Source organism: Deferrisoma camini S3R1 (assembly GCF_000526155.1).
GTDB classification, from domain to species: Bacteria; Desulfobacterota; Deferrisomatia; order Deferrisomatales; family Deferrisomataceae; genus Deferrisoma; species Deferrisoma camini.
Map to the genome: position 1 here is coordinate 579,042 of NZ_JAFN01000001.1, position 20,671 is coordinate 599,712.

At 70.5% G+C, this 20,671-nt stretch carries 17 protein-coding genes and 1 riboswitch; of the genes, 15 read left to right on the plus strand and 2 right to left on the minus strand.

The window, feature by feature from the left end:
- The first annotated feature begins 8 nt into the window (after positions 1–8).
- The 15 genes from DEFCA_RS20165 (at position 9) to DEFCA_RS0102540 (ending at position 18,802) form a co-directional block, all read left to right on the plus strand.
- Entirely contained in the window at positions 9–1,685 is a 1,677-nt protein-coding gene (locus tag DEFCA_RS20165; RefSeq protein ID WP_025321459.1) for an XrtA/PEP-CTERM system-associated ATPase, read from the plus strand.
- Positions 1,686–1,730: 45 nt separating this feature from the next.
- Positions 1,731–3,428: a GspE/PulE family protein gene (locus DEFCA_RS0102475; protein ID WP_025321460.1), complete on the plus strand. Its 1,698-nt coding sequence runs from the start codon at positions 1,731–1,733 to the stop codon at positions 3,426–3,428.
- A gap of 46 nt (positions 3,429–3,474) precedes the next feature.
- Entirely contained in the window at positions 3,475–3,855 is a 381-nt protein-coding gene (locus DEFCA_RS0102480) for a four helix bundle protein (protein WP_025321461.1), read from the plus strand.
- A gap of 64 nt (positions 3,856–3,919) precedes the next feature.
- Positions 3,920–4,804 (plus strand): XrtA system polysaccharide deacetylase, encoded by an 885-nt coding sequence (locus DEFCA_RS0102485; protein WP_029733430.1) that lies wholly within the window; start codon positions 3,920–3,922, stop codon positions 4,802–4,804.
- An 84-nt stretch (positions 4,805–4,888) separates the two neighbouring features.
- Positions 4,889–7,600 carry a 2-oxoglutarate dehydrogenase E1 component gene (locus DEFCA_RS0102490; protein ID WP_025321463.1) on the plus strand — a complete coding sequence of 904 codons (2,712 nt, stop codon included), beginning with the start codon at positions 4,889–4,891 and terminating at the stop codon, positions 7,598–7,600.
- 22 nt (positions 7,601–7,622) lie between these two features.
- Complete coding sequence (gene odhB, locus DEFCA_RS0102495; protein ID WP_029733432.1) at positions 7,623–8,888, plus strand: 2-oxoglutarate dehydrogenase complex dihydrolipoyllysine-residue succinyltransferase; 1,266 nt, start codon at positions 7,623–7,625, stop codon at positions 8,886–8,888.
- A 1-nt stretch (position 8,889) separates the two neighbouring features.
- Positions 8,890–10,284, plus strand: a complete 1,395-nt coding sequence (gene lpdA / locus DEFCA_RS0102500; protein ID WP_025321465.1) for a dihydrolipoyl dehydrogenase — start codon at positions 8,890–8,892, stop codon at positions 10,282–10,284.
- 172 nt (positions 10,285–10,456) lie between these two features.
- Entirely contained in the window at positions 10,457–11,374 is a 918-nt protein-coding gene (locus DEFCA_RS0102505; RefSeq protein WP_025321466.1) for a TIGR01777 family oxidoreductase, read from the plus strand.
- Positions 11,375–11,560: 186 nt separating this feature from the next.
- Entirely contained in the window at positions 11,561–11,749 is a 189-nt protein-coding gene (locus DEFCA_RS0102510; RefSeq protein WP_025321467.1) for a CooT family nickel-binding protein, read from the plus strand.
- A gap of 7 nt (positions 11,750–11,756) precedes the next feature.
- Positions 11,757–11,861: riboswitch (TPP riboswitch) on the plus strand.
- Positions 11,862–11,923: 62 nt separating this feature from the next.
- Positions 11,924–12,568 (plus strand): thiamine phosphate synthase, encoded by a 645-nt coding sequence (locus tag DEFCA_RS18985; RefSeq protein ID WP_025321468.1) that lies wholly within the window; start codon positions 11,924–11,926, stop codon positions 12,566–12,568.
- A 286-nt stretch (positions 12,569–12,854) separates the two neighbouring features.
- On the plus strand, positions 12,855–14,222 hold the full coding sequence (gene thiD, locus DEFCA_RS0102520; RefSeq protein WP_029733434.1) for a bifunctional hydroxymethylpyrimidine kinase/phosphomethylpyrimidine kinase: 1,368 nt from the start codon (positions 12,855–12,857) through the stop codon (positions 14,220–14,222).
- A gap of 3 nt (positions 14,223–14,225) precedes the next feature.
- Positions 14,226–15,506: a phosphomethylpyrimidine synthase ThiC gene (gene thiC / locus DEFCA_RS0102525; RefSeq protein ID WP_025321470.1), complete on the plus strand. Its 1,281-nt coding sequence runs from the start codon at positions 14,226–14,228 to the stop codon at positions 15,504–15,506.
- Between the two features lie 594 nt (positions 15,507–16,100).
- Entirely contained in the window at positions 16,101–17,351 is a 1,251-nt protein-coding gene (locus DEFCA_RS0102530) for an MFS transporter (protein ID WP_025321471.1), read from the plus strand.
- Positions 17,352–17,507: 156 nt separating this feature from the next.
- The gene (locus tag DEFCA_RS0102535) at positions 17,508–17,795 is read left to right on the plus strand and encodes a hypothetical protein (protein ID WP_025321472.1); all 288 of its coding nucleotides are present in this window, start codon (positions 17,508–17,510) and stop codon (positions 17,793–17,795) included.
- 461 nt (positions 17,796–18,256) lie between these two features.
- Entirely contained in the window at positions 18,257–18,802 is a 546-nt protein-coding gene (locus tag DEFCA_RS0102540; protein WP_025321473.1) for a MaoC family dehydratase, read from the plus strand.
- Positions 18,803–18,835: 33 nt separating this feature from the next.
- On the opposite strand, the gene DEFCA_RS0102545 is transcribed toward DEFCA_RS0102540, so the two are convergent.
- Together DEFCA_RS0102545 and phaC are read right to left on the minus strand one after the other, a co-directional pair.
- Positions 18,836–19,594, minus strand: coding sequence for an SDR family oxidoreductase (locus DEFCA_RS0102545; protein ID WP_025321474.1), 759 nt, complete (start codon positions 19,592–19,594; stop codon positions 18,836–18,838).
- A 10-nt stretch (positions 19,595–19,604) separates the two neighbouring features.
- Positions 19,605–20,669 carry a class III poly(R)-hydroxyalkanoic acid synthase subunit PhaC gene (gene phaC / locus DEFCA_RS0102550; protein WP_025321475.1) on the minus strand — a complete coding sequence of 355 codons (1,065 nt, stop codon included), beginning with the start codon at positions 20,667–20,669 and terminating at the stop codon, positions 19,605–19,607.
- Positions 20,670–20,671 lie beyond the last annotated feature (2 nt).

Sequence of the window (20,671 nt, forward strand, 5' to 3'; positions counted from 1 at the left end):
GACGCGGCATGTACACCGAGTTCTACGGGTTGTCGGGCCGGCCGTTCTCCCTGACGCCGGATCCCGACTTCCTGTATCTGAGCAAGAACCACCGGGAGGCCCTGGCCCATCTCACCTACGGGGTGGAGTCGCGGAGCGGCTTCGTCATGGTTACGGGGGAGGTGGGGGCCGGCAAGACCACCCTGTTGCGGACGCTGGTCCGGAACCTGGGGGACTCCCTGGTGCTGAGCCAGGTCACGAACACCCGGGTGTCGTACAAGGAGCTTCTGGAGCTCATCCTCGAAGACTTCGGGCTGAACCCCAGGGGGCTGTCGAAGACGGCGCTCCTGAGCACCCTGAACGAGTTCCTGATCGAGCGCTACCGCGAGGGCCGCAACTGCGTGGTGATCGTGGACGAGGCCCAGAACCTGGCGGTGTCCACCCTCGAGGGCCTGCGCATGCTCTCGAACCTGGAGACGGAGAAGACCAAGCTCCTTCACCTCGTGCTGTCCGGCCAGCCCGGCCTGAGGGACCTGATCGACAGCCCGGAGCTCGAGCAGTTGCGGCAGCGGATCACGGTGCGCTACCACCTGGGCCCGTTGAGCGTGGGGGAGGTGGGGGAGTACATCCAGCACCGGTTGAGCCGGGTGGTGACCGACCCGGAGCGCGCCCCGGTGTTCCCGGACGAGGTGGTCCCGATCATCCACCAGGCCACCGGAGGCATCCCCCGGTTGGTGAACGTGCTGTGCGACGCGGCCCTTCTCCACGGCTATGTGGAGGAGACCCGGGAGCTGGGGCCGGGGCTGGTGCGGGAGGTGGCGGAGCAGGTTCGCAGGGACCAAGAGGGACGCACCGAGAAGCCCCCTCCCCAATCCGAGGAGGAGCAGGCCCTCAAACGTCGGGTGGACGAGCTGGAGGCCCGGCTGACCGCCGTGGCGTCGGGTCTGGCCCAGGGGGCTCCGGTAGGGGGATCGGAGCGGGCGGCCCTGAGGCGGCTCCGCCAGAAGCAGGCCGCGCTGGCCTCGCTGGAGAAGGAGCTGCGCAGGCGGCTGGCCGAGGTGGAGCGCCGGGAGGCCGAGTTCAACGAGCGGCTGGTCAAGCTCAAGGAGCAGTGGAAGCGGCGGATGCGGCTGCTCGAGGAGGCCCGACGGGGCCTCCTGGGGGGGGAGTGGGAGTTCCCTGCGCCCAAGGTGTTTGTGTTCGATCCCGACCCCCGGGTGCGCAACGCCGCCTGCGAGTGGCTCGAGGGGGCCGGGATCGCATACGACGAAGCCGAGAGCACGGAGACCCTGGAGGAGTGCCTGGCCGAGGCCGGGGCGGCGGGGTGGTTCACCATGGCCGTGGTCGGAAGCGGCCCCGACGACCTGGAGAACGTCCGGACGGTCCGGGATCTCGTGGAGGCGTTCCCCCACGTGCCCCTGATTTACCTGAGCGACGTGGACCTGTCGCCGGTCCGGCGCCGCATCCTGGAGGGGGGCGCCAGCTCGTTTCTGGAAAAACCCCCGGCCAACGGGTTGTCGTTTGCGGCCCACCGGGAGGCCATGGAGCACCTCCGGGAGGACCTGCTCCGGGTGGTGGAGTTCCTGTACCGGCAGCATCGGGCCGTGTTCGAGACCTTCCGGCCGGCCGGCCGCGGGCCGACCGGCGACGCCGAGGAGGAGGCCTCCCGTCTCGGGGACGAAGAGGGTGCGGCGGCCGAAGGGTAGCGGGAGTCGTCGACAGTTCTGACCCAACGAACCGGGATCACTGCCATGCGAAAGAAGCTCGGGCAACTCCTGATCGAGTTCAGGATCATCACCAGCGAGCAGTTGGCGGAGGCCGTGGCCGACCAGCGGCGCACCGGGGAGCGGCTGGGCTCGATTCTGATCAAGAAGGGGTACGTGACCGAGGAGGACCTGGAGTACCTCCTGTCGCGCCAGTTGGCGGTGCCGGCCATCAACCTGGCCAAGTACCAGATCCCCCGGGAACTGGTGAGCCTGGTGTCCGAGCGGTTCATGAAGAAGAACTACGTGGTGCCGGTGGAGCGGGACGACAAGACGCTCACCGTGGCCATGGCCAACCCCCAGGACTACCGGGTGATCGACGAGCTGCGGTTCATGACGGGGCTGCGGATCGCGCCGGTGGTCTCGTCGATGTACGGCATCAAGCAGAAGCTGCGGCAGCTGTTCCCCAAGTCCGAGAAGTGGGAGGACGCCCTCGACCTGAAGGCCCAGAGGGAGCTGGAGATCATCACCCCCCAGGAGGAGCAGCAGAGCCGCGAGGAGAACCTGGAGGACGCCCTGGAGTCGGCCTCGGAGGCGCCGATCGTCAAGATCGTGAACTCGATCTTGCTGGCGGCCCTGGACAAGAAGGCCACCCACGTCCACATCGTGCCCGAGGAGACCGCGGTGCTCGTAAAGCTCCGGGTGAACAGCCACCTGGAGACCCTGGTCACGCCGCCCCGGGAGTACGCCCAGAACCTGGTCAACCGGCTCAAGATCCTGAGCGGCATGGACATCCTGCAGCGCCGGCTGCCCCAGGAGGGGTACTTCCGGGTCCGCAGCGAGGACCAGTTCTTCGACGTGGACGTGGCCACGTTCCCGGTGCGCAACGGCGAGCAGGTGGTTCTCACCTTCCAGCAGCCGTTCTCCAAGGAGGAGCTCCGCCTCGAGAACCTGGGCATGACCCCGGAGATGCTCGAGGCGTACCGAAGGGTGATCGCGGCGGACCGGGGGCTGGTGCTGGTGGTGGGTCCCCCGGACAGCGGAAAGACCTCCACCATCTACGCAAGCCTGAACGCCCTGAAGAGCCCCAACCGGGTGACCTTCACCTACGAGAACCCCATCAAAAACCGGCTGGCCGACATCAACCAGGCCGAGCCCAACGAGCGGGCCGGGCTGAGCTTCGCCCAGGGCCTGCGCGCCCTGGTGAAGCAGGATATCGACTACCTCATGGTGGGCGAGGTCCCCAGCACCGAGGTGTTCTCCACCGTGGTGGAGGCCGCCCTGGGCCGGACGTTGGTGTTCGCCCGCATGGTGTTCAACAACACCCTGGGGGTGATCCCCCACGTGCTCGAGCAGGGGGTGGCGCCGTTCATGCTGTACTCGGCCCTGTCCGCGGTGATGGGCCAGCGGCTGGTCCGGCGGCTGTGCCCCGAGTGCCTCGAGTCGTTCGAGCCCCCCGGCCCGGTGCGGGAGGAGCTTCGGCAGGCCACGGGCCGGGATAACCCCCGCCTGTATCGGGCGGTGGGGTGCCGGGCCTGCGGCGGCACGGGGTACCGCGGCCGGATCGGTGTGTTCGAGCTGCTGGTGCCCGATGATCACATGCGACAGCTCATCCTGGCCAGCGCCCCGGCCGAGGAGATCGCCCAGGCCGCCCGGGACAACGGCTTTCGCACCCTGATCGAGGACGGCCTCACCAAGGCCGTGGACGGCATGACCACTTACGAGGAAGTCCGGGGCATCAAGTAGGCGGTCTCTGGTCGTTGGTTGTTGGTTGTTGGAGAGGGCGGGGCGGGTGAACGATTTCCGAGATCTGAGAGTCTGGCAGGGGGCCCATGACGTGGCCGTCGAGGTTTACCGGGTCACCTCCGGGTTCCCATCGGATGAGCGTTACGGCCTTACCCAGCAGATGCGCCGTGCTGCGGTTTCGATTCCGGCCAACATAGCGGAGGGATGCGGGCGCAGATCAGGTGCCGAATTTGGACGGTTTCTGGAGATCGCCATGGGGTCTGCGGCCGAGTTGGACTATTACTTGATCCTTTGTGAGAATCTGGGGTACCTGCCGAAAGAGGCGGCGGCGCACCTGGCTGCTCGCCTTCACCAGACCATGCGGATGTTGAATGTTCTCTCGCAGCGGGTCCAGGGACGAACGGGCGGCCGAAAAGGGGGGGCGTGAGTGCCGCGATGAAAGCGTGAGCCTAGGACCAACAACCAATCACCAACGACCGAACTGTTTCACCGTGGACGTGGAGGACTTCTTCCACGTGTCCGCGTTCGAGGCGGTGTGCCCGCCCGATACCTGGGACCGGTGGGAGCTGCGGGTCGAGCGCAACACCGAGCGGATGCTGGCCCTCCTGGACGAGCACCGGGTTCGGGCCACGTTCTTCGTGCTGGGGTGGGTGGCGGAGCGGTGCCCCGGGCTGGTGCGCCGCATCCACGGGGCCGGCCACGAGGTGGCGTGCCACGGCCACGGCCACCGCCGCGTGAACACCCTGGACCGGGAAGAGTTCCGGCAGGACGTGCGGCGGGCCAAGGCCCTCCTCGAGGACCTCGTCGGCGAGGCCGTGCTCGGATACCGGGCGCCGAGCTACTCGATCGGGCCCACCAGCCTGTGGGCGTTCGACGAGCTGGTGGAGGCGGGGTTCGCGTACGACTCCAGCGTGTTCCCGGTGCGCCACGACCTGTACGGCCTGTCCGAGTGGCCCCGGTTCCCCTTTCGGCTGGAGCGTCTCGACGGCGAGGGCGCGGGCAACTGGGTGCCGGCGGGAGGCCGGGGCCCGAACGATGCTCCCTCCCTCCTCGAGGTCCCGATCACTCCCGTTCGGCTGTGGGGCCGAAACTGGCCGGCTGCCGGCGGCGGGTACTTCCGGCTCCTGCCCTACCCGGTGACCCGGTGGGCCCTGAGGCGGATCCGCGAGCGGGACGGCCGGCCGTTCGTGTTCTACGTGCACCCGTGGGAGATCGACCCCGCCCAGCCCCGGATCGAGGGCGCCGGCCTCAAGAGTCGGTTCCGTCACTACCTGAACCTCCACCGGACCGAGCCCCGGCTGCGGCGCCTGTTGAGCGAGTTCCCCTTCGGCCCGATCCGGGACGTGGTGCCCGGTCTGGCCCCCCCGTCTCCGTGAGCTTCGCCCCGGCCGGCTTGCCCTTTGGCCCCCCGGGGGTACCCTAGGGGCTTTCTACCCGAGCCCGAGGAGGAAGGAGCCGGGATGCCCCTGCCGTTCCTGGAGAGTTCCGCGTATCTGGAAGAGCAGTACCGCCGGTACCGTTCCGACCCGGCCGCGGTCACGCCCGAGTGGCGGGCGTTCTTCGAGGGGTTCGAGCTCGGGGCGGCGGGCCCCGCGCCGGAGGCGACGGACCTCGTGTGCCGGGTGCTGGCCCTGGTGGAGCGCTACCGAACCCTGGGGCACCTGCTGGCGTGCCTGGACCCCCTGGCCCCGTGCCCCACGGAGCACCCCCTCCTGACCCCCTCGGCCGTGGGGCTGGCCCCCGGCGACCTGGACCGGTCGGTTCGGGTGCCAGGGTTTGCCGACGCTCCGGTCCCGGTGGCCGAGGTGGTGGCCCGGCTCCGGGCGATCTACTGCGGTCCGGTGGGGTACGAGCTCGCCCAGGTGTCGGACCCGGCCGAGAAGGAGTGGCTCCGGGCCCGGATCGAGGGGCCCAGGCCCCCCCTGGCCCCGGCTGAGCGGCGGCACGTGCTGGACCTGCTCACCCGGGCCCAGGCCTTCGAGGAGTTCCTCCAGAAGCGCTACCCGGGCCAGACCCGGTTCAGCCTGGAGGGGGCCGAGAGCCTCCTGCCCCTGCTGGCCGCCGCGGTCCTGCGCCTGGGGGCCCGGGGGGTACGCCACGTGGTGCTGGGCCTGGCCCACCGGGGCCGGCTGAACGTACAGGTGAACCTGCTCGGCCGGGAGCTGCGCGACGTGTTCTGCGCCTTCGAGGCCAGCTACGACCCCCAGGCCGTGCCCGGTGGGGGCGACGTGAAGTACCACGAGGGGTTCCGGGGCCGGGTGCGGTACGGAGACCGGGAGGTGCGGGTCACGGTGCCGGAGAACCCCAGCCATCTGGAGGCGGTGAACCCGGTGGTCGAGGGGATCGTGCGGGCCCTCCAGGACCGGCAGGGCGGCCCGTCGGCCACGGCTGCCGTGCTGGTGCACGGGGATGCGGCGTTCGCGGGCCAGGGGATCGTGGCCGAGACCCTGAACCTCTCGCGCCTGGAGGGGTACGCCACGGGCGGCACCCTGCACGTGGTGCTCAACAACCAGATCGGATACACCACCCCGCCCGAGGCGGCCCGGTCCACCCGCTACGCCACCGACATCGCCAAGATGCTCGAGGCCCCCGTGTTCCACGTGCACGCCGAGCACCCCGAGGCGGCGGTGCGGGTGGCCCGGATCGCGGCCGACTACCGGGCCGCGTTCGGAAAGGACGTGGTGATCGACCTGGTGGGGTACCGCCGCCACGGCCACAACGAGGGGGACGAGCCGTACTTCACCCAGCCCCTGATGTACCGGCGGATCCGGGACCGGCCGCCCGTGGCCCGCCTGTACGCGCAGGAGTTGGTGGGGGTCGGGGTGGTCCCTGCGGAGGAGCCCGAAGCCGCGCGCCGGGCGTTCGACGAGGTCCTGGACGAGGCCCACCGCTCCGCCCGGTCGGAGCCGTGTCGGTGGACCGTGCCCGAGCCCTGGGAGGGGTGGGAGGGGATCGGCAGCCGGTACACCCCCGATCCGGTGGAGACCGGGGTGAACGAGGAGGTCCTCCGTGACCTGGGCCGGCGGCTCTGGACCGCGCCCGAGGGGTTCCGGCTCCACCCCATCCTGGCCCGGATCCTGGACCGGCGACGTAAGGCCCTGGAGGAGGGCCGCACGGACTGGGCCGGGGCCGAGGCCCTGGCGTTCGCCTCGCTCCTGACCGAGGGGGTGCCCGTGCGGCTGAGCGGCGAGGACAGCCGGCGGGGCACCTTCAGCCAACGCCACGCCGTGTGGTTCGACCGCGAGACCGGCCATCCGTACTGCCCGCTGGGGCACCTGGCCGAAGGCCAGGCCCCGTTCCGGGCGTTCGACAGCCCCCTGAGCGAGGCCGGGGTGCTGGGGTTCGAGTACGGCTACTCCCTGGTCCAGCCCCGCAGCCTGGTGATCTGGGAGGCCCAGTACGGCGACTTCGCCAACGGCGCCCAGGTGATCGTCGACCAGTTCGTGGCGAGCGCCGAGGCCAAGTGGCGCCGCCGGAGCGGCCTGGTGCTCCTGCTTCCCCACGGCTACGAGGGGCAGGGGCCCGACCACTCCACGGCCCGGCCCGAGCGGTTCCTCCAGCTGGCGGCCGAGGACAACCTGCTCCTGGTCCAGCCCACCACCCCGGCCCAGTACTTCCACGCCCTGCGGCGCCAGGTGAAGGCCCCCTACCGCAAGCCGCTGATCGTGCTGACCCCCAAGAGCCTCCTGCGCCACCCCGACGTCGTATCTCCACTGGGGGACCTGGCTGACGGGGGTTTCCGGCCCGTTCTGGACGATCCGGGCGTGGAGGCCCCCCAACGGGTGCGAAGGGTGTGTCTGTGCACCGGCAAGGTGTACTACGAGCTGGCCGCGGCCCGGGCCAAGGCCGCGGACCCGGGGGTGGCCTTGGTTCGACTGGAGCAGGTCTATCCGTTCCCGGCGCAGGAGCTGGCAGACGTGTTGGAGCGTTACCCGCGGTCGGCCGAGCGGGTCTGGGTGCAGGAGGAGCCCCGGAACCAGGGGGGCTGGGGGTTCGTGGGGTCGATGTTGGCGGAGCTGTGGGGCGCGCCGCCCGTGTACGTGGGAAGGCCCCCGGCCGCGAGCCCGGCCACCGGGTTTTCGTTCATCCACCGGGAGGAGCAGAAACGGCTGGTGGAGGAGGCCCTGACTGCCGGACGGGAACCGGTCCCTGCCGGCCGCCCGGCCGCCTGACAGCCCAGCGAGGGAGACGCCCATGCCGATCGAAGTCCGAATCCCCGAAGTGGGGGAGTCCGTGCAGGAGGCCGTGCTGGCCGAGTGGTTCAAGGCCGACGGCGACCGGGTGGAGAAGGACGAGCCCCTGTTCCTGCTGGAGACCGACAAGATCACGCTGGAGGTGGTGGCCGAGGGGGCAGGGGTCCTGCGCATTCTGGTCGCCGCCGGAGCGGCCGTGACCGTGGGCCAGGTGGTGGGCCGGATCGAGGAGGCAGCCGGGGCCGCCCGGGCGGAAGGCCCGGCGCCGGAGCCCCGGGGGCCGGCCGACGAAGCGGCCCCCCCTCCGCCTCCCCCGGAGCCGCCGAAACCGCCGCCCCCCCCGCGGCCCGGGCCCCCGGCCCGCGAGCCGGAAGGAGAGCTCTCGCCGGCCGTTCGTCGGCTGGTGGCCCAGCACGGGCTGGACCCGGGCGAGATCCGGGCCACCGGCCCGGGGGGCCGGATCACCAAGGCGGACGTCCTGGCCCACCTGGGGGGGCGGCCGGCCCCGGAGGCCGGCCCCCAGGCCGCCGGGCCGGGGGCCGGGACCCCGGCCCCGGAAGGACCGGCCGGGGGCGAGCGCCGGGAGCGGTTGAGCCCGATCCGCCGCCGCATCGCCCAGCGCCTGGTCGAGGTCAAGCAGGTCACGGCCATGCTCACCACCTTCAACGAGGTGGACATGGGGCGGGTCATGGAGCTCCGGGCCCGGTACAAGCAGGCGTTCCGCGAGAAGTACGGCGTGGGGCTCGGCATCACCTCGTTCTTCGTCAAGGCCCTGGCCGAGGCCGTGGCCGAGTTCCCCCAGCTCAACGCCTTCATCGACGGCGACGAGATCGTGTACCACGACCACTGCCACGTGGGCGTGGCCGTGGGGTCCCCCAGGGGCCTGGTGGTGCCGGTGGTGCGCCACGTGGAGCGGCTCACCCTGGCCGAGATCGAGGGGGCCGTGGCCGGGTTGGTGGAGAAGATCCGCACGAACCGGCTGGAGCTGTCCGACCTGGAGGGCGGCACGATCTCGGTCACCAACGGGGGGGTGTTCGGCTCACTCCTGTCCACCCCGATCCTCAACCCTCCCCAGAGCGCGATCCTGGGCCTCCACAAGGTGGAGGAGCGGCCGGTGGTGGTGGACGGGCAGATCGTGGCCCGGCCCATGATGTACGTGGCCCTGACCTACGACCACCGCATCGTGGACGGCCGGGAGGCCGTGCAGTTCCTGGTCCGGGTGAAGGAGCGGGTGGAGGACCCGGCCCGGCTGCTCCTGGGGGTGTGACATGGCGGGATACGACCTGGTGGTGATCGGCGCGGGCCCGGGCGGGTACACCGCGGCCGCCCGGGCCGCGGAGCTGGGGCTCCGCACCGCGTGCGTGGAGCGGGAGGAGCGGCCGGGCGGGGTGTGCCTGCGGGTGGGGTGCATCCCGTCGAAGGCCCTCTTGGACTCGAGCCTGCGGTTCGCCGAGCTCCGGGCGGGTCTCGGCGCGCACGGGATCGGGGTCGAGGCCGTGACCCTGGACCTGCCCGCGATGATGGCCCGCAAGGACGCCGTGGTCCAACGGCTCACCGAGGGGGTCCGCAGGCTCCTGGAGCGGGCCGGGGTCGACCTGGTTCGGGGAACCGCCCGCCTCGCCGGCCCCGGCCGGGTGGGGGTGACGCCTCCGGACGGCGGGGAGGCGACCGCCCTGGAGACCCGGGCCGTGCTCCTGGCCACGGGCAGCGAGCCCGTCCCCATCCCTGCCGCGCCGGTGGACGGCGACCGGATCGTGGACTCCACCGGAGCCCTGGTCCTGGACGAGGTGCCGGAGCACCTGGTGGTGGTGGGCGGCGGGTTCATCGGCCTGGAGCTGGGCTCGGTGTGGGCCCGGCTCGGCAGCCGGGTCACGGTGGTGGAGCTCCTGCCGACGGTGGCCTCGGGGCTCGACGGCCAGGCGGCCCGGGCCTTGGGGCGGAGCCTCCGGAAGCAGGGCCTGGAGATCCGGACCCGCACCCGGGTTTTGGCCACCCGGGCCGAGGGGGAGCGGGTGTGGGTCGAGGTCCAGGCCGAGGGAAAGGAGCCCGAGACCCTGGAGTGCGACCGGGTGCTGGTGGCCGTGGGCCGTCGGCCGCTCCTGCGAGGCCTGGGGCTGGAAACCGTGGGGGTCGACCCGGACCCCTCCACCGGCCGGATCCCGGTGGACGAGGCGTTCCGGACCCGGGCCCAGGGGGTGCTGGCCGTGGGCGACCTGGTGGACGGGCCGATGCTCGCCCACAAGGCGGCCATGGAGGGGATCGCAGCGGTGGAGAACCTGGCCGGGATCGCGGCCAGGGTGAACCCCGCGGCCATCCCGGCCGTGGCCTACACCCACCCCGAGGCGGCCGGCGTCGGGCCCACCGAAGAGGATCTGAAGCGCGCGGGAACCCGGTACCGAAAAGGGGTGTTCTCGTTCGGGGCATCGGGCCGGGCCCTGTGCAGCGGTGAGGCCGAGGGGTTCGTGAAGGTGCTGGTGGACGAGGCCACCGACCGGGTGCTGGCCGCGCACATGCTGGGGCCCCGGGTGTCGGACCTGATCGCCGAGGCGGTGCTGGCCGTGGAGATGGCCGCGAGCGCCGAGGACCTGGCCCGCACCGCCCACGCCCACCCCACCTTTGCCGAGGCCCTGTGGGAGGCGTGCCGGATGGCCACGAGGGATTGACGGCGGTCGCCGGTCTACGGTCGTCGGTCGGGGCGGATCCCGAGCCGGGGCAAAAGCTAGAAACTAGAGACTAGAGACTAGAGACTAGAAACCAGGTCGGCTTTCAAGCCTTCTAGCCTCCCAACCTCCTAGCCTACCAGCGGGCCGAAGGCCCAAAATTACCTGGAGCCCCATGCGCATCTTCTTCACCGGCCCCACGGGATTTATCGGAACCCGCCTCGTGCCGTTCCTTCGCGAGGCGGGCCACCAGGCCGTGGTCCTGGTCCGGCCCCTCGAACGGGTCGGCGGGATCCCCGAGGCCGACCAGGTGGTCACCGGAAACCCGATGGAGTGGGGGCCGTGGTGGAAGCCGGTGGCAGAGTGCGATGCGGCCGTGAACCTGGCCGGTGAGTCGATCCTGGGCAAGTGGACCCCGGAGAAAAAGCTGGCCATCCGGGAGAGCCGGATCCGAACGACCCGGAACTTGGTGGACGCGATCCCGAAGGGCCGGGTCTTCACTCTTGTTAGCACCTCCGCTGTCGGCATCTACGGGGATGCTGGAGACCGAGTCCTCGATGAGGACGCTCCCCTCGGGCAGGACTTCCTGGCCAGGGTGGCCCAGGACTGGGAGGCCGAGGCCTGGCAGGCCAGGGACCGGGGGGCGCGCGTGGTGATCACCCGGTTCGGCGTGGTGCTGGGGCCGGGCGGGGGGCCGTTGACCCGGTTGGCCAAGATGACCAAGCGGTTCCTGGGCGGGCCCGTGGGCGCGGGCCGGCAGTGGATCTCGTGGATCCACCGGGAAGACCTGTGCCGGGCGATCCGGTTTCTGCTGGAGCGGCCGGATCTGGAAGGGGTGTTCAACCTGTGCTCGCCCAACCCGGTGCGCCAGATCGACCTCGCCCGCACGCTGGGCCGGGTGCTCGGCCGGCCGGCGTTCACCCCGGCGCCCGCGTTCGCCGTGCGCTTGGCCCTGGGGGAGTTCGCTTCCACGATCGTGGCGAGCCAGCGGATGATGCCCAAACGGCTGCTGGAGGCAGGGTTTGAGTTCCTCTTCCCAGGCCTGGAGGATGCTCTGCGAGATATTCTCAAAAATAAACAGATTGAAATGTGAAGACGCGGAGCCATGTCTTACCCCAGGGAAAGCCGAGTGTCCGGAGCTCCGAGGCTTCGTCGGAGAGGGACTGACCGCCTGGGCACCGGAAAGGGCGGTGGTGAACCGGCGGTCCCCTGTGCCCATTGACTCCTACCCTGGTTTGGCGTACCAAAGGTTCTTGCTTTGGCAAGGGAGGTAGCCTCGATGTGTGAGTCCAACGCCTTCCTGGTACGGGGGGACGAGGAGGAGCTGGTCCTCGAGGAGGTGACGTTCATGGAGCCCGTGGAGGGCGGGTACCGGCTCCGGAACCTGTTCGGCGAGGAGACGGTGGTCACCGGCCGGCTCCAGGAGGTCAATCTCATCAAGCACAAGATCGTGTTCCGCGACGAGTAGCGTTAACGGCTGCCTGCGGGGGAGCGAGAGCTGAGACCCCATCCGCGAGATGGGGAACCCCTCGAACCTGAACTGGGTAATGCCAGCGGAGGGAAGCAGGACCGGCCGAAAGCCCGCCTTTCGACCGATCTGTCCCCGCCCCTTACATCGCCCCTTCGACGCGCCCGGAGCACCATGCCGGCCCTTCCGTTTCCCGTCGTGGCCATCGCAGACCATGAAACCCTGGGCCCGGAGCTGGTGGAGACGGCGACCCGGGTCGCCGGGGCCGGCCTGCGGTGGGTGTGCCTGCGGGCCAAGGGCCCGGACGTGGGGACTCGTCAGCGGGTGGAGTGGGGCCGCGACCTGCTCGAGCGCTGCCCCCGGGTGTTCCTGACGGTACACGGCGACCCGGCGGCGTGCGCGGAGCTCCGGGCCCCGGGGCTCCACCTTCCCTCGGGCCGCCGGGACCTGGAGGCTCTCCGGAGACGATTCCCGGGGGTGCTGCTCGGGGTCTCGTGCCACGATCGTGCGGACCTGGAGGCCGCCGCCCGCGCGGGGGCGGACTATGCGTTCCTCAGCCCGGTGTTCCGGCCGAGCTCGAAGCCGTTGCGGGGCGAGGCCCTGGGGCTGGAGGGGTTCCGGTGGGCCGTGAGGGGCGTGTCGTTGTCCGTGCTGGCATTGGGCGGGATCACCCCGGAGCGGCTCGCCGCGGTGGCGGCGGCCGGCGCCGCCGGCGCGGCCGTGCTGGGCGGGGTGTTCCGTGCCCCCGACCTGGAGTCCCGGGCCCGGGCGTACCGTCAGGAGGCGCTCCGGGTTTTCGCCAGCCCGGCGACGAAATAGACGTGCCGTCTTGGCAGGCGGGGCAAGGGACCTGCCTCCGGCCGGGCGCGAAGCCAGGCATTGAGATTCGCCGCGCAGGCACGGGGCGGGGGAGCTGGCTTCATGGCAACCCGTTGGAATCCGCACCCTTTCGCAGTCCAGACGCCGGAGGCGCTGCGCGGCGAGCCAAGGGGCCGCGCCCGGCTCTCCGGCAGTCCCTTGCCCCTCTGAGCAGGGAGCGATAGCGCCTGTTTATCCGACAGATTCATCGTAACGGTTCCACCGGACGAACGACGAGGAGTCCTTCATGAGAGCAGACACCGCTCCCCCCCGGGTGCTCACCGTGGCCGGGTCCGACTCGGGGGGAGGCGCGGGCATCCAGGCCGACCTGAGAACCTTTGCCCTGCTCGGGTGTCACGGCAGTTCGGCCGTGACCGCGGTCACCGCCCAGAACTCGGTGGGGGTCCAGGGGGTGTTCCCCGTGGACCCAGAGGCCGTGGGGGCCCAGATCCGCAGCGTGCTCTCGGACATCGGGGCCGATGCCGTGAAGACGGGCATGCTGTTCTCAGCGGAGATCGTCCGGTCCGTGGCCCAAGCCCTGGGGGAGCACGGGGTGGAGCGGTTGGTGGTGGACCCGGTGATGGTGGCCAAGGGCGGGGCGCCGCTCCTGCGGGAGGACGCCCGCGAGGCGTTGGTGCGGGATCTGCTGCCCCGGGCGCTCCTGGTCACGCCTAACCTTCCCGAGGCCGAGGTGCTCACGGGCATGGCGATCCGTTCCGAGGCCGATCGCTACCGGGCCGTGGACCGGCTCCTGGCGCTGGGCCCCCGGGCGGTCCTCCTGAAGGGGGGGCACGGGCAGGGGGCCGTGGTCCTGGACCTGTACGCCGACCGGGACGGCCGGCAGGAGGCGTTCCGCTCACCCCGGGTGGACACGCCCCACACCCACGGCACCGGGTGCACCCTGTCGTCGGCGATCGCCGCGTTCCTGGCCCGGGGGGAGGACCCCGTGGCCGCGGTGCGCCGGGCCCGGGCGTTCCTGCACGAGGCGATCCGGCACGCCTATCCCCTGGGGGCCGGACACGGCCCCACCAGCCCCTGGCACGGGTCGCCCCTGGTGGCCCGTGCCGGGGTGCTCGACGACCTGTGGGAGGCGTGGGAGATCCTGGAGGCTGAGAACCCCGTGGACCTCGTGCCCGAGGTCCAGTCCAACCTGGCCCAGGCCGTGCCCGCGGCAGCGGACCCGGAGGACGTGGCCGCGTTTCCCGGCCGGATCGTGCGGTGCGCCGGGCGGGTTCGCCGTCTGGAGGGACCCCGGTTCGGGGCCAGCCGCCACATGGCCAAAATTCTGCTGGCGTCGGCCCGGTGGGGAAGCCCGTTCCGGGCCGTGATGAACGTCCGGTACGGGCCGGAGGTGGTGGAGGCGTGCCGGGCCGCGGGGCTGCGGGTCGAGGGGTTCAGCCGGGCCGACGAACCCCGGGAGGTGAAGAGCAGGGAGGGGTCCACCCTGGAGTGGGGGACCCTGCAGGTGCTGGAGCGGTGCGGGTACGCGCCCGACGCCATCTACGACACGGGGGACCTGGGCAAGGAGCCCATGGTGCGGATCTTCGGGGAAACCGCCCCGGACGTGGCGCGCCGGGTGGCGGCCGTGGCCCGGGAGCTTACGAACGCGAGGTGACACATGACGATTCTGGAGGCCTGCCGTGCCGGCCGGGTGCCCGAGGAGGTGGCTGCGGCAGCAAAGGCGGAGAACGTGGACCCGGAGGCCCTCGCGGCCTCGATCGGCCAGGGGGAGGCGATCGTGTGCCGGAACCGGAACCGGCGCAACTGCCGGCCCCTGGCCATCGGCAAGGGGCTTCGGACCAAGGTGAACGCCAACATCGGGACCAGCAAGGACCAGATGGATCCGGACCTGGAGATGGCGAAGCTCCGGGCGGCCCTCCAGGCCGGGGCCGACACCGTGATGGACCTCTCCACGGGGGGGCCGCTGCGGGAGATCCGGCGACGGATCCTGGAGGAGTGCCCGGCGCCGGTGGGCACGGTTCCCATCTACCAGGCGGCCGTGGACACGGTGGAGTCCGGCCGTTCGATCACCGAGATGGACCCCGACCGGCTGCTGGGCGTGATCGAGGACCAGGCCAAGGAAGGGGTGGACTTCGTCACGGTGCACTGCGGCATCACCCGGGAGGGGGTGCGGTTCCTGGAGAGCCAGCCGCGGCTCCTGGGCGTGGTGAGCCGGGGCGGGTCGTTCACGGTGGCGTGGATGCGCCACAACCGGGCGGAGAACCCCTTGTACGAGCGGTTCGACCGGCTCCTGGAGATCTGCCGGGAGCACGAGGTGGTTCTGAGCCTGGGCGATGGGTTCCGGCCGGGCGCCCTGGCCGACGCCACCGACCGGGGCCAGATCCACGAGCTCATGGTGCTGGGTCAGCTGACGCTCCGGGCCTGGGAGGCCGGGGTCCAGGTCATGATCGAGGGGCCCGGCCACGTGCCCCTGGACCAGATCCAGGCCAACGTGCAGCTCCAGAAACGCCTGTGCCACGGCGCGCCGTTCTACGTGCTCGGTCCCCTGGTGACCGACGTGGCCCCGGGGTACGACCACATCACCTCGGCCATCGGCGGCGCCCTCGCGGCCTGGGCCGGGGTGGACATCCTGTGCTACGTGACCCCCTCGGAGCACCTGGGGCTGCCCGACGTGGAGGACGTTCGCCAGGGCGTGATCGCCGCCCGGATCGCGGGCCATGCCGCCGACGTGGCCAAGGGCGTGCCCGGGGCCCGGGCCTGGGACGACGCCATGGCCGAGGCCCGGGCCGACCTGGATTGGAAGAGGCAGATCGAGCTTGCCGTGGACCCCGCCCGGGCCCGGCACGTGCGCGAGCGCTGCCTGCCCGGCGACGAGGAGGTGTGCTCCATGTGCGGCGAGTTTTGCGCCGTGAAGGTGTTCTCGGGCCGGGGGGGATGAGGCGGCCTGGGGTTCAGTGGACAGATTTCAGCTTCGGTAGGCCGCAAGGCAGCCTGTTTGCGGGGTACAGACTTTGTGTACGTCTCGGTCCGAGCGGTGCGTGCGGGGCATGGGGTCTACCTCCGGCCGGGCGCGAAGCCGAGCATGAGATTCGCCGCGCAGGCATAGGACACGGGAGTTGGTTTCATCACGGGTGCGTGCGAAGGGTACCATTTCGCGGTCCAGGCGCCGGAGGCGCTGCGCGGCGAGCATAGGAGCCGCGCCCGGCTCTCCGGCAGACCCCATGCCCCCTAGCCCGCATTATTCATGAAGCCTTCTGCTGCAACCGCCGATTGCACGCCATCTCGGGGCGTGCTCGCGCCTCGGGGCTCGACGTACCGTCCAGTACGCCTGCGCCCCTCGTTGCTGCGCTTGCCCCGATCTGACGCACACTCGACGGTTTCGCGACGAACGCTCATGAATAATGCGGGCTAGGCTTTGATTCTGGCCCCTGACCCCCATGCCCCCGAGATTTGGCGCGATTCGAGAGCCGCCTAGCGGGCCGAAGGCCCCCGACCGACGACCAACGACTGACGACCAACGACCGAAGTTACCATGGCGACCAGGGACCGGGCGGTATGGGGGTGGGCGCTGTACGACTGGGCGAACTCCGCGTTCGCCACGGTCGTGATGGCTGGGCTGTTCCCGGTGGTGTTCCGCGACGTGTGGAGCACCGGGGTGGCACCGGAGGTGGGCACCTTTCGCCTCGGCGTGGTGAACTCGGCGGCCAGCCTCGTGGTGGCCGTGGCGGCCCCCTTGCTCGGGGCAATGGCCGATGCGGGCGGGCGCCGGAAGCCGTGGCTGGTGGGGTTTGCGGCCCTGGGGGCGGCCGGCACCGGGCTGCTGGCCCTGGTGCCGGGCGGGGGGTGGATCGCCGCCGCCCTCCTATACGGAGGGGCCACGGTGGGGTTCATGGCGGCGAACGTGTTCTACGACGCGCTCCTGATGGAGGTGGCCCCGGCGGAGCGTCGGGACCGGGTATCGGCCCTGGGATACGCCTTGGGGTACCTGGGAGGCGGCCTGGCGTTCCTGGGAACGCTCGCGGTGGTCCTCGATCCCCCGCGGTTCGGCCTGCCGGACGCGGCCGCGGCGGTGAGGGTGTCGTTTCTGGCCGTGGCGGCGTGGTGGGCGGTATTCACGGTGCCCCTGGTGCGGTGGGTGCCCCGCGGCTCGGCCGGTACGCGGCTGGACCTCTTGGAGGGGGTCCGGCGGCTCGCCGACACGCTCGGCAGGCTGCGGGCCCACGGCCCGGCCGTCCGGTTCCTGATCGCGTACTGGCTGTACATGGACGGGGTGGACACCGTGGTCCGGATGGCCGTGGACTATGGGATGGCCCTGGGCCTGGGGGCCGCGGACCTGATGAAGGCCCTGCTGGTCACCCAGTTCGTGGGGTTTCCGGCCGCCTTGGTCTACGGGAGGCTGGGGGAGCGCGTGGGGCCCCGCGCGGCGATCCTGGCGGGCTTGGCCGTATACGCCGGAGTGACCGTGTGGGCCCGCGGTATGGACTCTGTGGGGGAGTTCTACACGCTGGCGGTGGTGGTGGGGTTGGTGCAGGGCGGGGTGCAGGCCCTGAGCCGCTCCTTGTTCTCGAGGCTGGTACCCGTGGGCCGGAGCGCCGAGTTCTTTGGGTTCTACAACCTGATGGGAAAGTTCGCCGCCGTCTTGGGGCCGGTTCTCATGGGCGCGGTGGGGCTGTGGACCGGAGATCCCCGTAACGGGGTGCTGGCCGTGACCGGGCTGGTGGTGGCGGGGGGCCTGGTGCTTCTCGGCGTGCCGGCGGGGGGAGCCAGCCGGGATGCTGCATAGCCGCATTTCGCCGGCCGGCCCTAACGTCGTGATTTTGTGGCAAGAGTCGTGTATCCCATCGGCCACCAGATCTATCCCTTCGGTCATTGACGTTGCAGTGCAGCATCACTAGACTCGGTGCCGAGACGAAACCCACGGTACGAGGAGGTGAGAGCCATGCCCGCACGCGAGACGTTGTTGGACCGAACGGCCAACCTCTGGGCCCAGCAGATGGACCGGTGGATCGAGTCGGTCAATCTCTGCCAGAACCAGTACGAGCGCATGATGAGCCTCTGGATGGGCCAGATGACCGAGGCCCAGAAGGAGGGCCAGAAGTTCTGGAAGGAGTGGATGGACTGCTGCACCAAGGGCCAGGCCGACTGGCTCAAGACCGTGCAGACCGGGTTGAAGGAGACGGCGGAGCTGTTCCGGTTCGAGCCGCCGTCCCAGGGCGCGAAGGGTTGACCTGCCAAAGGGGCGGGGCGAGACGCCCCGCCCCTTTGTTGCTACTACTGTTCCGGTTCGTAAAAACGTATGCAGATTGCGTCGGTGGGGCTGGGGGCTCCGACGAAGCGCGACGGCCGAGCAGCTCGGGCCGCCCGGCGCCAGGGGAGCGGCCGCGGCGCGTGCTCTCACGCGCCGCAGCGGACCGCGCCGCGGCGGCCCCTGCGAGGCCGTTCAGCGAAGGAGGGGCCCCCAGCCCCACCCCCTGGGAACACGACGAGATTTCGGAAACGATACACTACTGACCAGGCGACAAAACAGGAGCGCCACCCCGGAGGGCGGGGCAAGGAGAGAGCGGATCCGCCTTCCCCGAGGGTGGACGCGGGTGCCGGGCCGGCCTCGTTGACCCGGGGGCGGCCTCCCGGTAGGCTGCAGATGGGCCGAGGGTACGCTCTCACCAGCGCACGAAAGGAGCCACCCAGATGAGAACCGTCAACGAGATCCGGGTCGGAGATCGGGCGAGTCTGGTGCGGGAGGTGACCGAGGCGGACCTCGCCCTCTTCGCCGCGGCCAGCGGCGACACGAACCCGATCCATTTTGACGAGGCCTACGCGGAGTCCACCTTCTTCAAGGGGCGCATCGCCCACGGAATCCTGTGTGCGAGCTTCCTCTCGGCCGTGATCGCGGGAAAGCTGCCGGGGCTGGGCACCATCTACGTGAGCCAGACCCTGAAGTTCCGGGCACCCGTCAGGATCGGGGACCGGATCACGGCCGAGGTGGAGGCGCTGGAGGTGGACCCGGAGAAGAACCGGGTGCGGCTTCGGACCACCTGCACGAACCAGGAAGGGGTGGTGGTGCTCGACGGCGAGGCGGTCGTGATGCCGCCCCGCCGAAAGATCCCGGCCGAACGGCTGGAGGAGATCGCCCGTCGGCGGGAGGCCCTCGAGCAGAGTTTGTGGGAGTATCGGAACTCCGTGCTCGAGCGCAGGCGGGCGGCAGAGGAGGCGATCCGCGAGTCGCTGGAATAGACCGGCACCAAAAGAGGCGCACTTCAGCTCCCCTCAGATCCTCAGCCCTCCGTCCACCTCGATGACCCGTCCGTGCACGTAGTCGTTCTCCAGGATGAACCGCAGGGCGTGGGAGATCTCTTCGGGGCGAGCCATGCGGCCCAGGGGGATCATGGCCTCGATCTTCCTGCGCACGTCCTCGCGCATCTGGGCGGTCATGTCCGTGGCCACGTACCCCGGGGCCAGGGCCGCCACCCGGATGCCATAACGGGCGAGCTCCTTGGCCCACACCACGGTCATGGCGTCGATGCCCGCCTTGGTGGCGGAGTAGTTCGTCTGCCCGATGGCGCCGGAGCGGTTGACCGACGAGATCGACACGATCACCCCCCCCGTCCCCTGCTCGGCCATGCGCTTGGCCGCCTCCCTGCCGCACAGGAACACCCCGGTGAGGTTCACGTCCACGACCTCGTTCCAGTAGGCCGTGGGCATCGTCTGGACGGCGCCGTCCTTCTTCTTGACGAACAGGGCGTCCCGGGTGATCCCGGCGTTGGCCACCAGGGCGTCGATCCCTTCGAACCGCTCCACGAACCGGTCGAACAGCCCCTGCACCTCCGCCTCGGAGGCCACGTCGGCCCGGTGGGTCCAGATCTCCACACCGTCCTGCCGGGCCTCTTCGGTCAGCCGGGCCAGGCGCTCCTCGTTGGTGGCGCACACCCCCACCCGGGCCCCGGCCCGGGCCAGGTCCAGGGCGAACCGACGGCCCAGGCCCCGCGCGCCCCCGGTGATCAGGATCCGGGATCCCTCGATCCTCATGGGGCTCCTCCTACACCCGTTCCTTCACCCACCGGGCGATGGTCGGGGCCAGCTCCCGCTGGGACCGGCTGCTCACGTAGATGCCGATGTGCCCGCCGGGGAACGACAACGTGGTGAAGTCCTGGGTGCCCACGACCTTCTCGAGGGCCTTGGAGGAGGAAGGGGGCACCAGGTGGTCCTCGTTGGCGAAGATGTTCAGCACCGGCATGGTGATGTTCCCCAGGTCCACCCTGCGGCCGCCGAGCTCCACCTCGCCCCGGATCAGCTTGTTGCCCTGGTAGAACTCCTTGATGAACTCCCGAAACGCCTCACCGGCTTGGTCCGGGCTGTCGAAGATCCACTTCTCCATCCGCAGGAAACTCCGCAGGTTCTCCTCGTCGTCCAGCACCGACACGAACCCGACGTACTTCTGCACCATCAGCTGCCACGGCTTCAGCATCAGGAACCCCCAGTTCATGAACTCGCCGGGCACGTTCCCGAACGCCTCCACCATGGTGTCCACGTCGAGATGCTGGGACCAGATGTTGAGCAGGCCGTCCTTCACGTGGAAGTCGACCGGGGTCACCATGGTGATCAGGTTCTGGATGTTCTCCGGATGCAGCGCCGTGTAGCAAAGGCTGAACGTTCCCCCCTGGCAGATGCCCAGGAGGTTGATCCGGTTCAGGCCGTGGCGCCGCTTGATCACCTCGACGCAGGAGTGGATGTACCCGTTGATGTAGTCGTCCAGCGTGAGCCAGCGCTCGGCCCGGTCCGGGTAGCCCCAGTCGACCAGGTACAGATCCATGCCCTGGTCCAGCAGGTTCCGGACCATGGACCGGTCCTCCTGGATGTCCACCATGTACGGCCGGTTCACCAGGGCGTACACGATCAGGATCGGCACCTTGCAGGGCCGCTTTCGGCGGGGGAGGTAGTGGTAGAGGACCACGTCGTCCTCCCGGTACACGGCCTCCTTGGGCGTGGGGGCCACGTCGATCTCCCGGATGTCCACGATGGAGTCGAGGCCGCGCACGAGCTTTCGGTGGAAGTCCACGGCCTCGCGCATGGCTTGGTCGGGCGTGATCTGGATCGGAAACACGG

Excerpts from the sequence above, each read along its gene's own strand:
- DEFCA_RS20165 (WP_025321459.1), top strand. The coding sequence starts at position 9 with ATGTACACCGAGTTCTACGGGTTGTCGGGCCGGCCGTTCTCCCTGACG.
- DEFCA_RS0102475 (WP_025321460.1), top strand. The coding sequence starts at position 1,731 with ATGCGAAAGAAGCTCGGGCAACTCCTGATCGAGTTCAGGATCATCACC.
- DEFCA_RS0102490 (WP_025321463.1), top strand. The coding sequence starts at position 4,889 with ATGCCCCTGCCGTTCCTGGAGAGTTCCGCGTATCTGGAAGAGCAGTAC.
- odhB (WP_029733432.1), top strand. The coding sequence starts at position 7,623 with ATGCCGATCGAAGTCCGAATCCCCGAAGTGGGGGAGTCCGTGCAGGAG.
- lpdA (WP_025321465.1), top strand. The coding sequence starts at position 8,890 with ATGGCGGGATACGACCTGGTGGTGATCGGCGCGGGCCCGGGCGGGTAC.
- DEFCA_RS0102505 (WP_025321466.1), top strand. The coding sequence starts at position 10,457 with ATGCGCATCTTCTTCACCGGCCCCACGGGATTTATCGGAACCCGCCTC.
- DEFCA_RS0102510 (WP_025321467.1), top strand. The coding sequence starts at position 11,561 with ATGTGTGAGTCCAACGCCTTCCTGGTACGGGGGGACGAGGAGGAGCTG.
- DEFCA_RS18985 (WP_025321468.1), top strand. The coding sequence starts at position 11,924 with ATGCCGGCCCTTCCGTTTCCCGTCGTGGCCATCGCAGACCATGAAACC.
- thiD (WP_029733434.1), top strand. The coding sequence starts at position 12,855 with ATGAGAGCAGACACCGCTCCCCCCCGGGTGCTCACCGTGGCCGGGTCC.
- thiC (WP_025321470.1), top strand. The coding sequence starts at position 14,226 with ATGACGATTCTGGAGGCCTGCCGTGCCGGCCGGGTGCCCGAGGAGGTG.
- DEFCA_RS0102530 (WP_025321471.1), top strand. The coding sequence starts at position 16,101 with ATGGCGACCAGGGACCGGGCGGTATGGGGGTGGGCGCTGTACGACTGG.
- DEFCA_RS0102535 (WP_025321472.1), top strand. The coding sequence starts at position 17,508 with ATGCCCGCACGCGAGACGTTGTTGGACCGAACGGCCAACCTCTGGGCC.
- DEFCA_RS0102540 (WP_025321473.1), top strand. The coding sequence starts at position 18,257 with ATGAGAACCGTCAACGAGATCCGGGTCGGAGATCGGGCGAGTCTGGTG.
- DEFCA_RS0102545 (WP_025321474.1), bottom strand. The coding sequence starts at position 19,594 with ATGAGGATCGAGGGATCCCGGATCCTGATCACCGGGGGCGCGCGGGGC.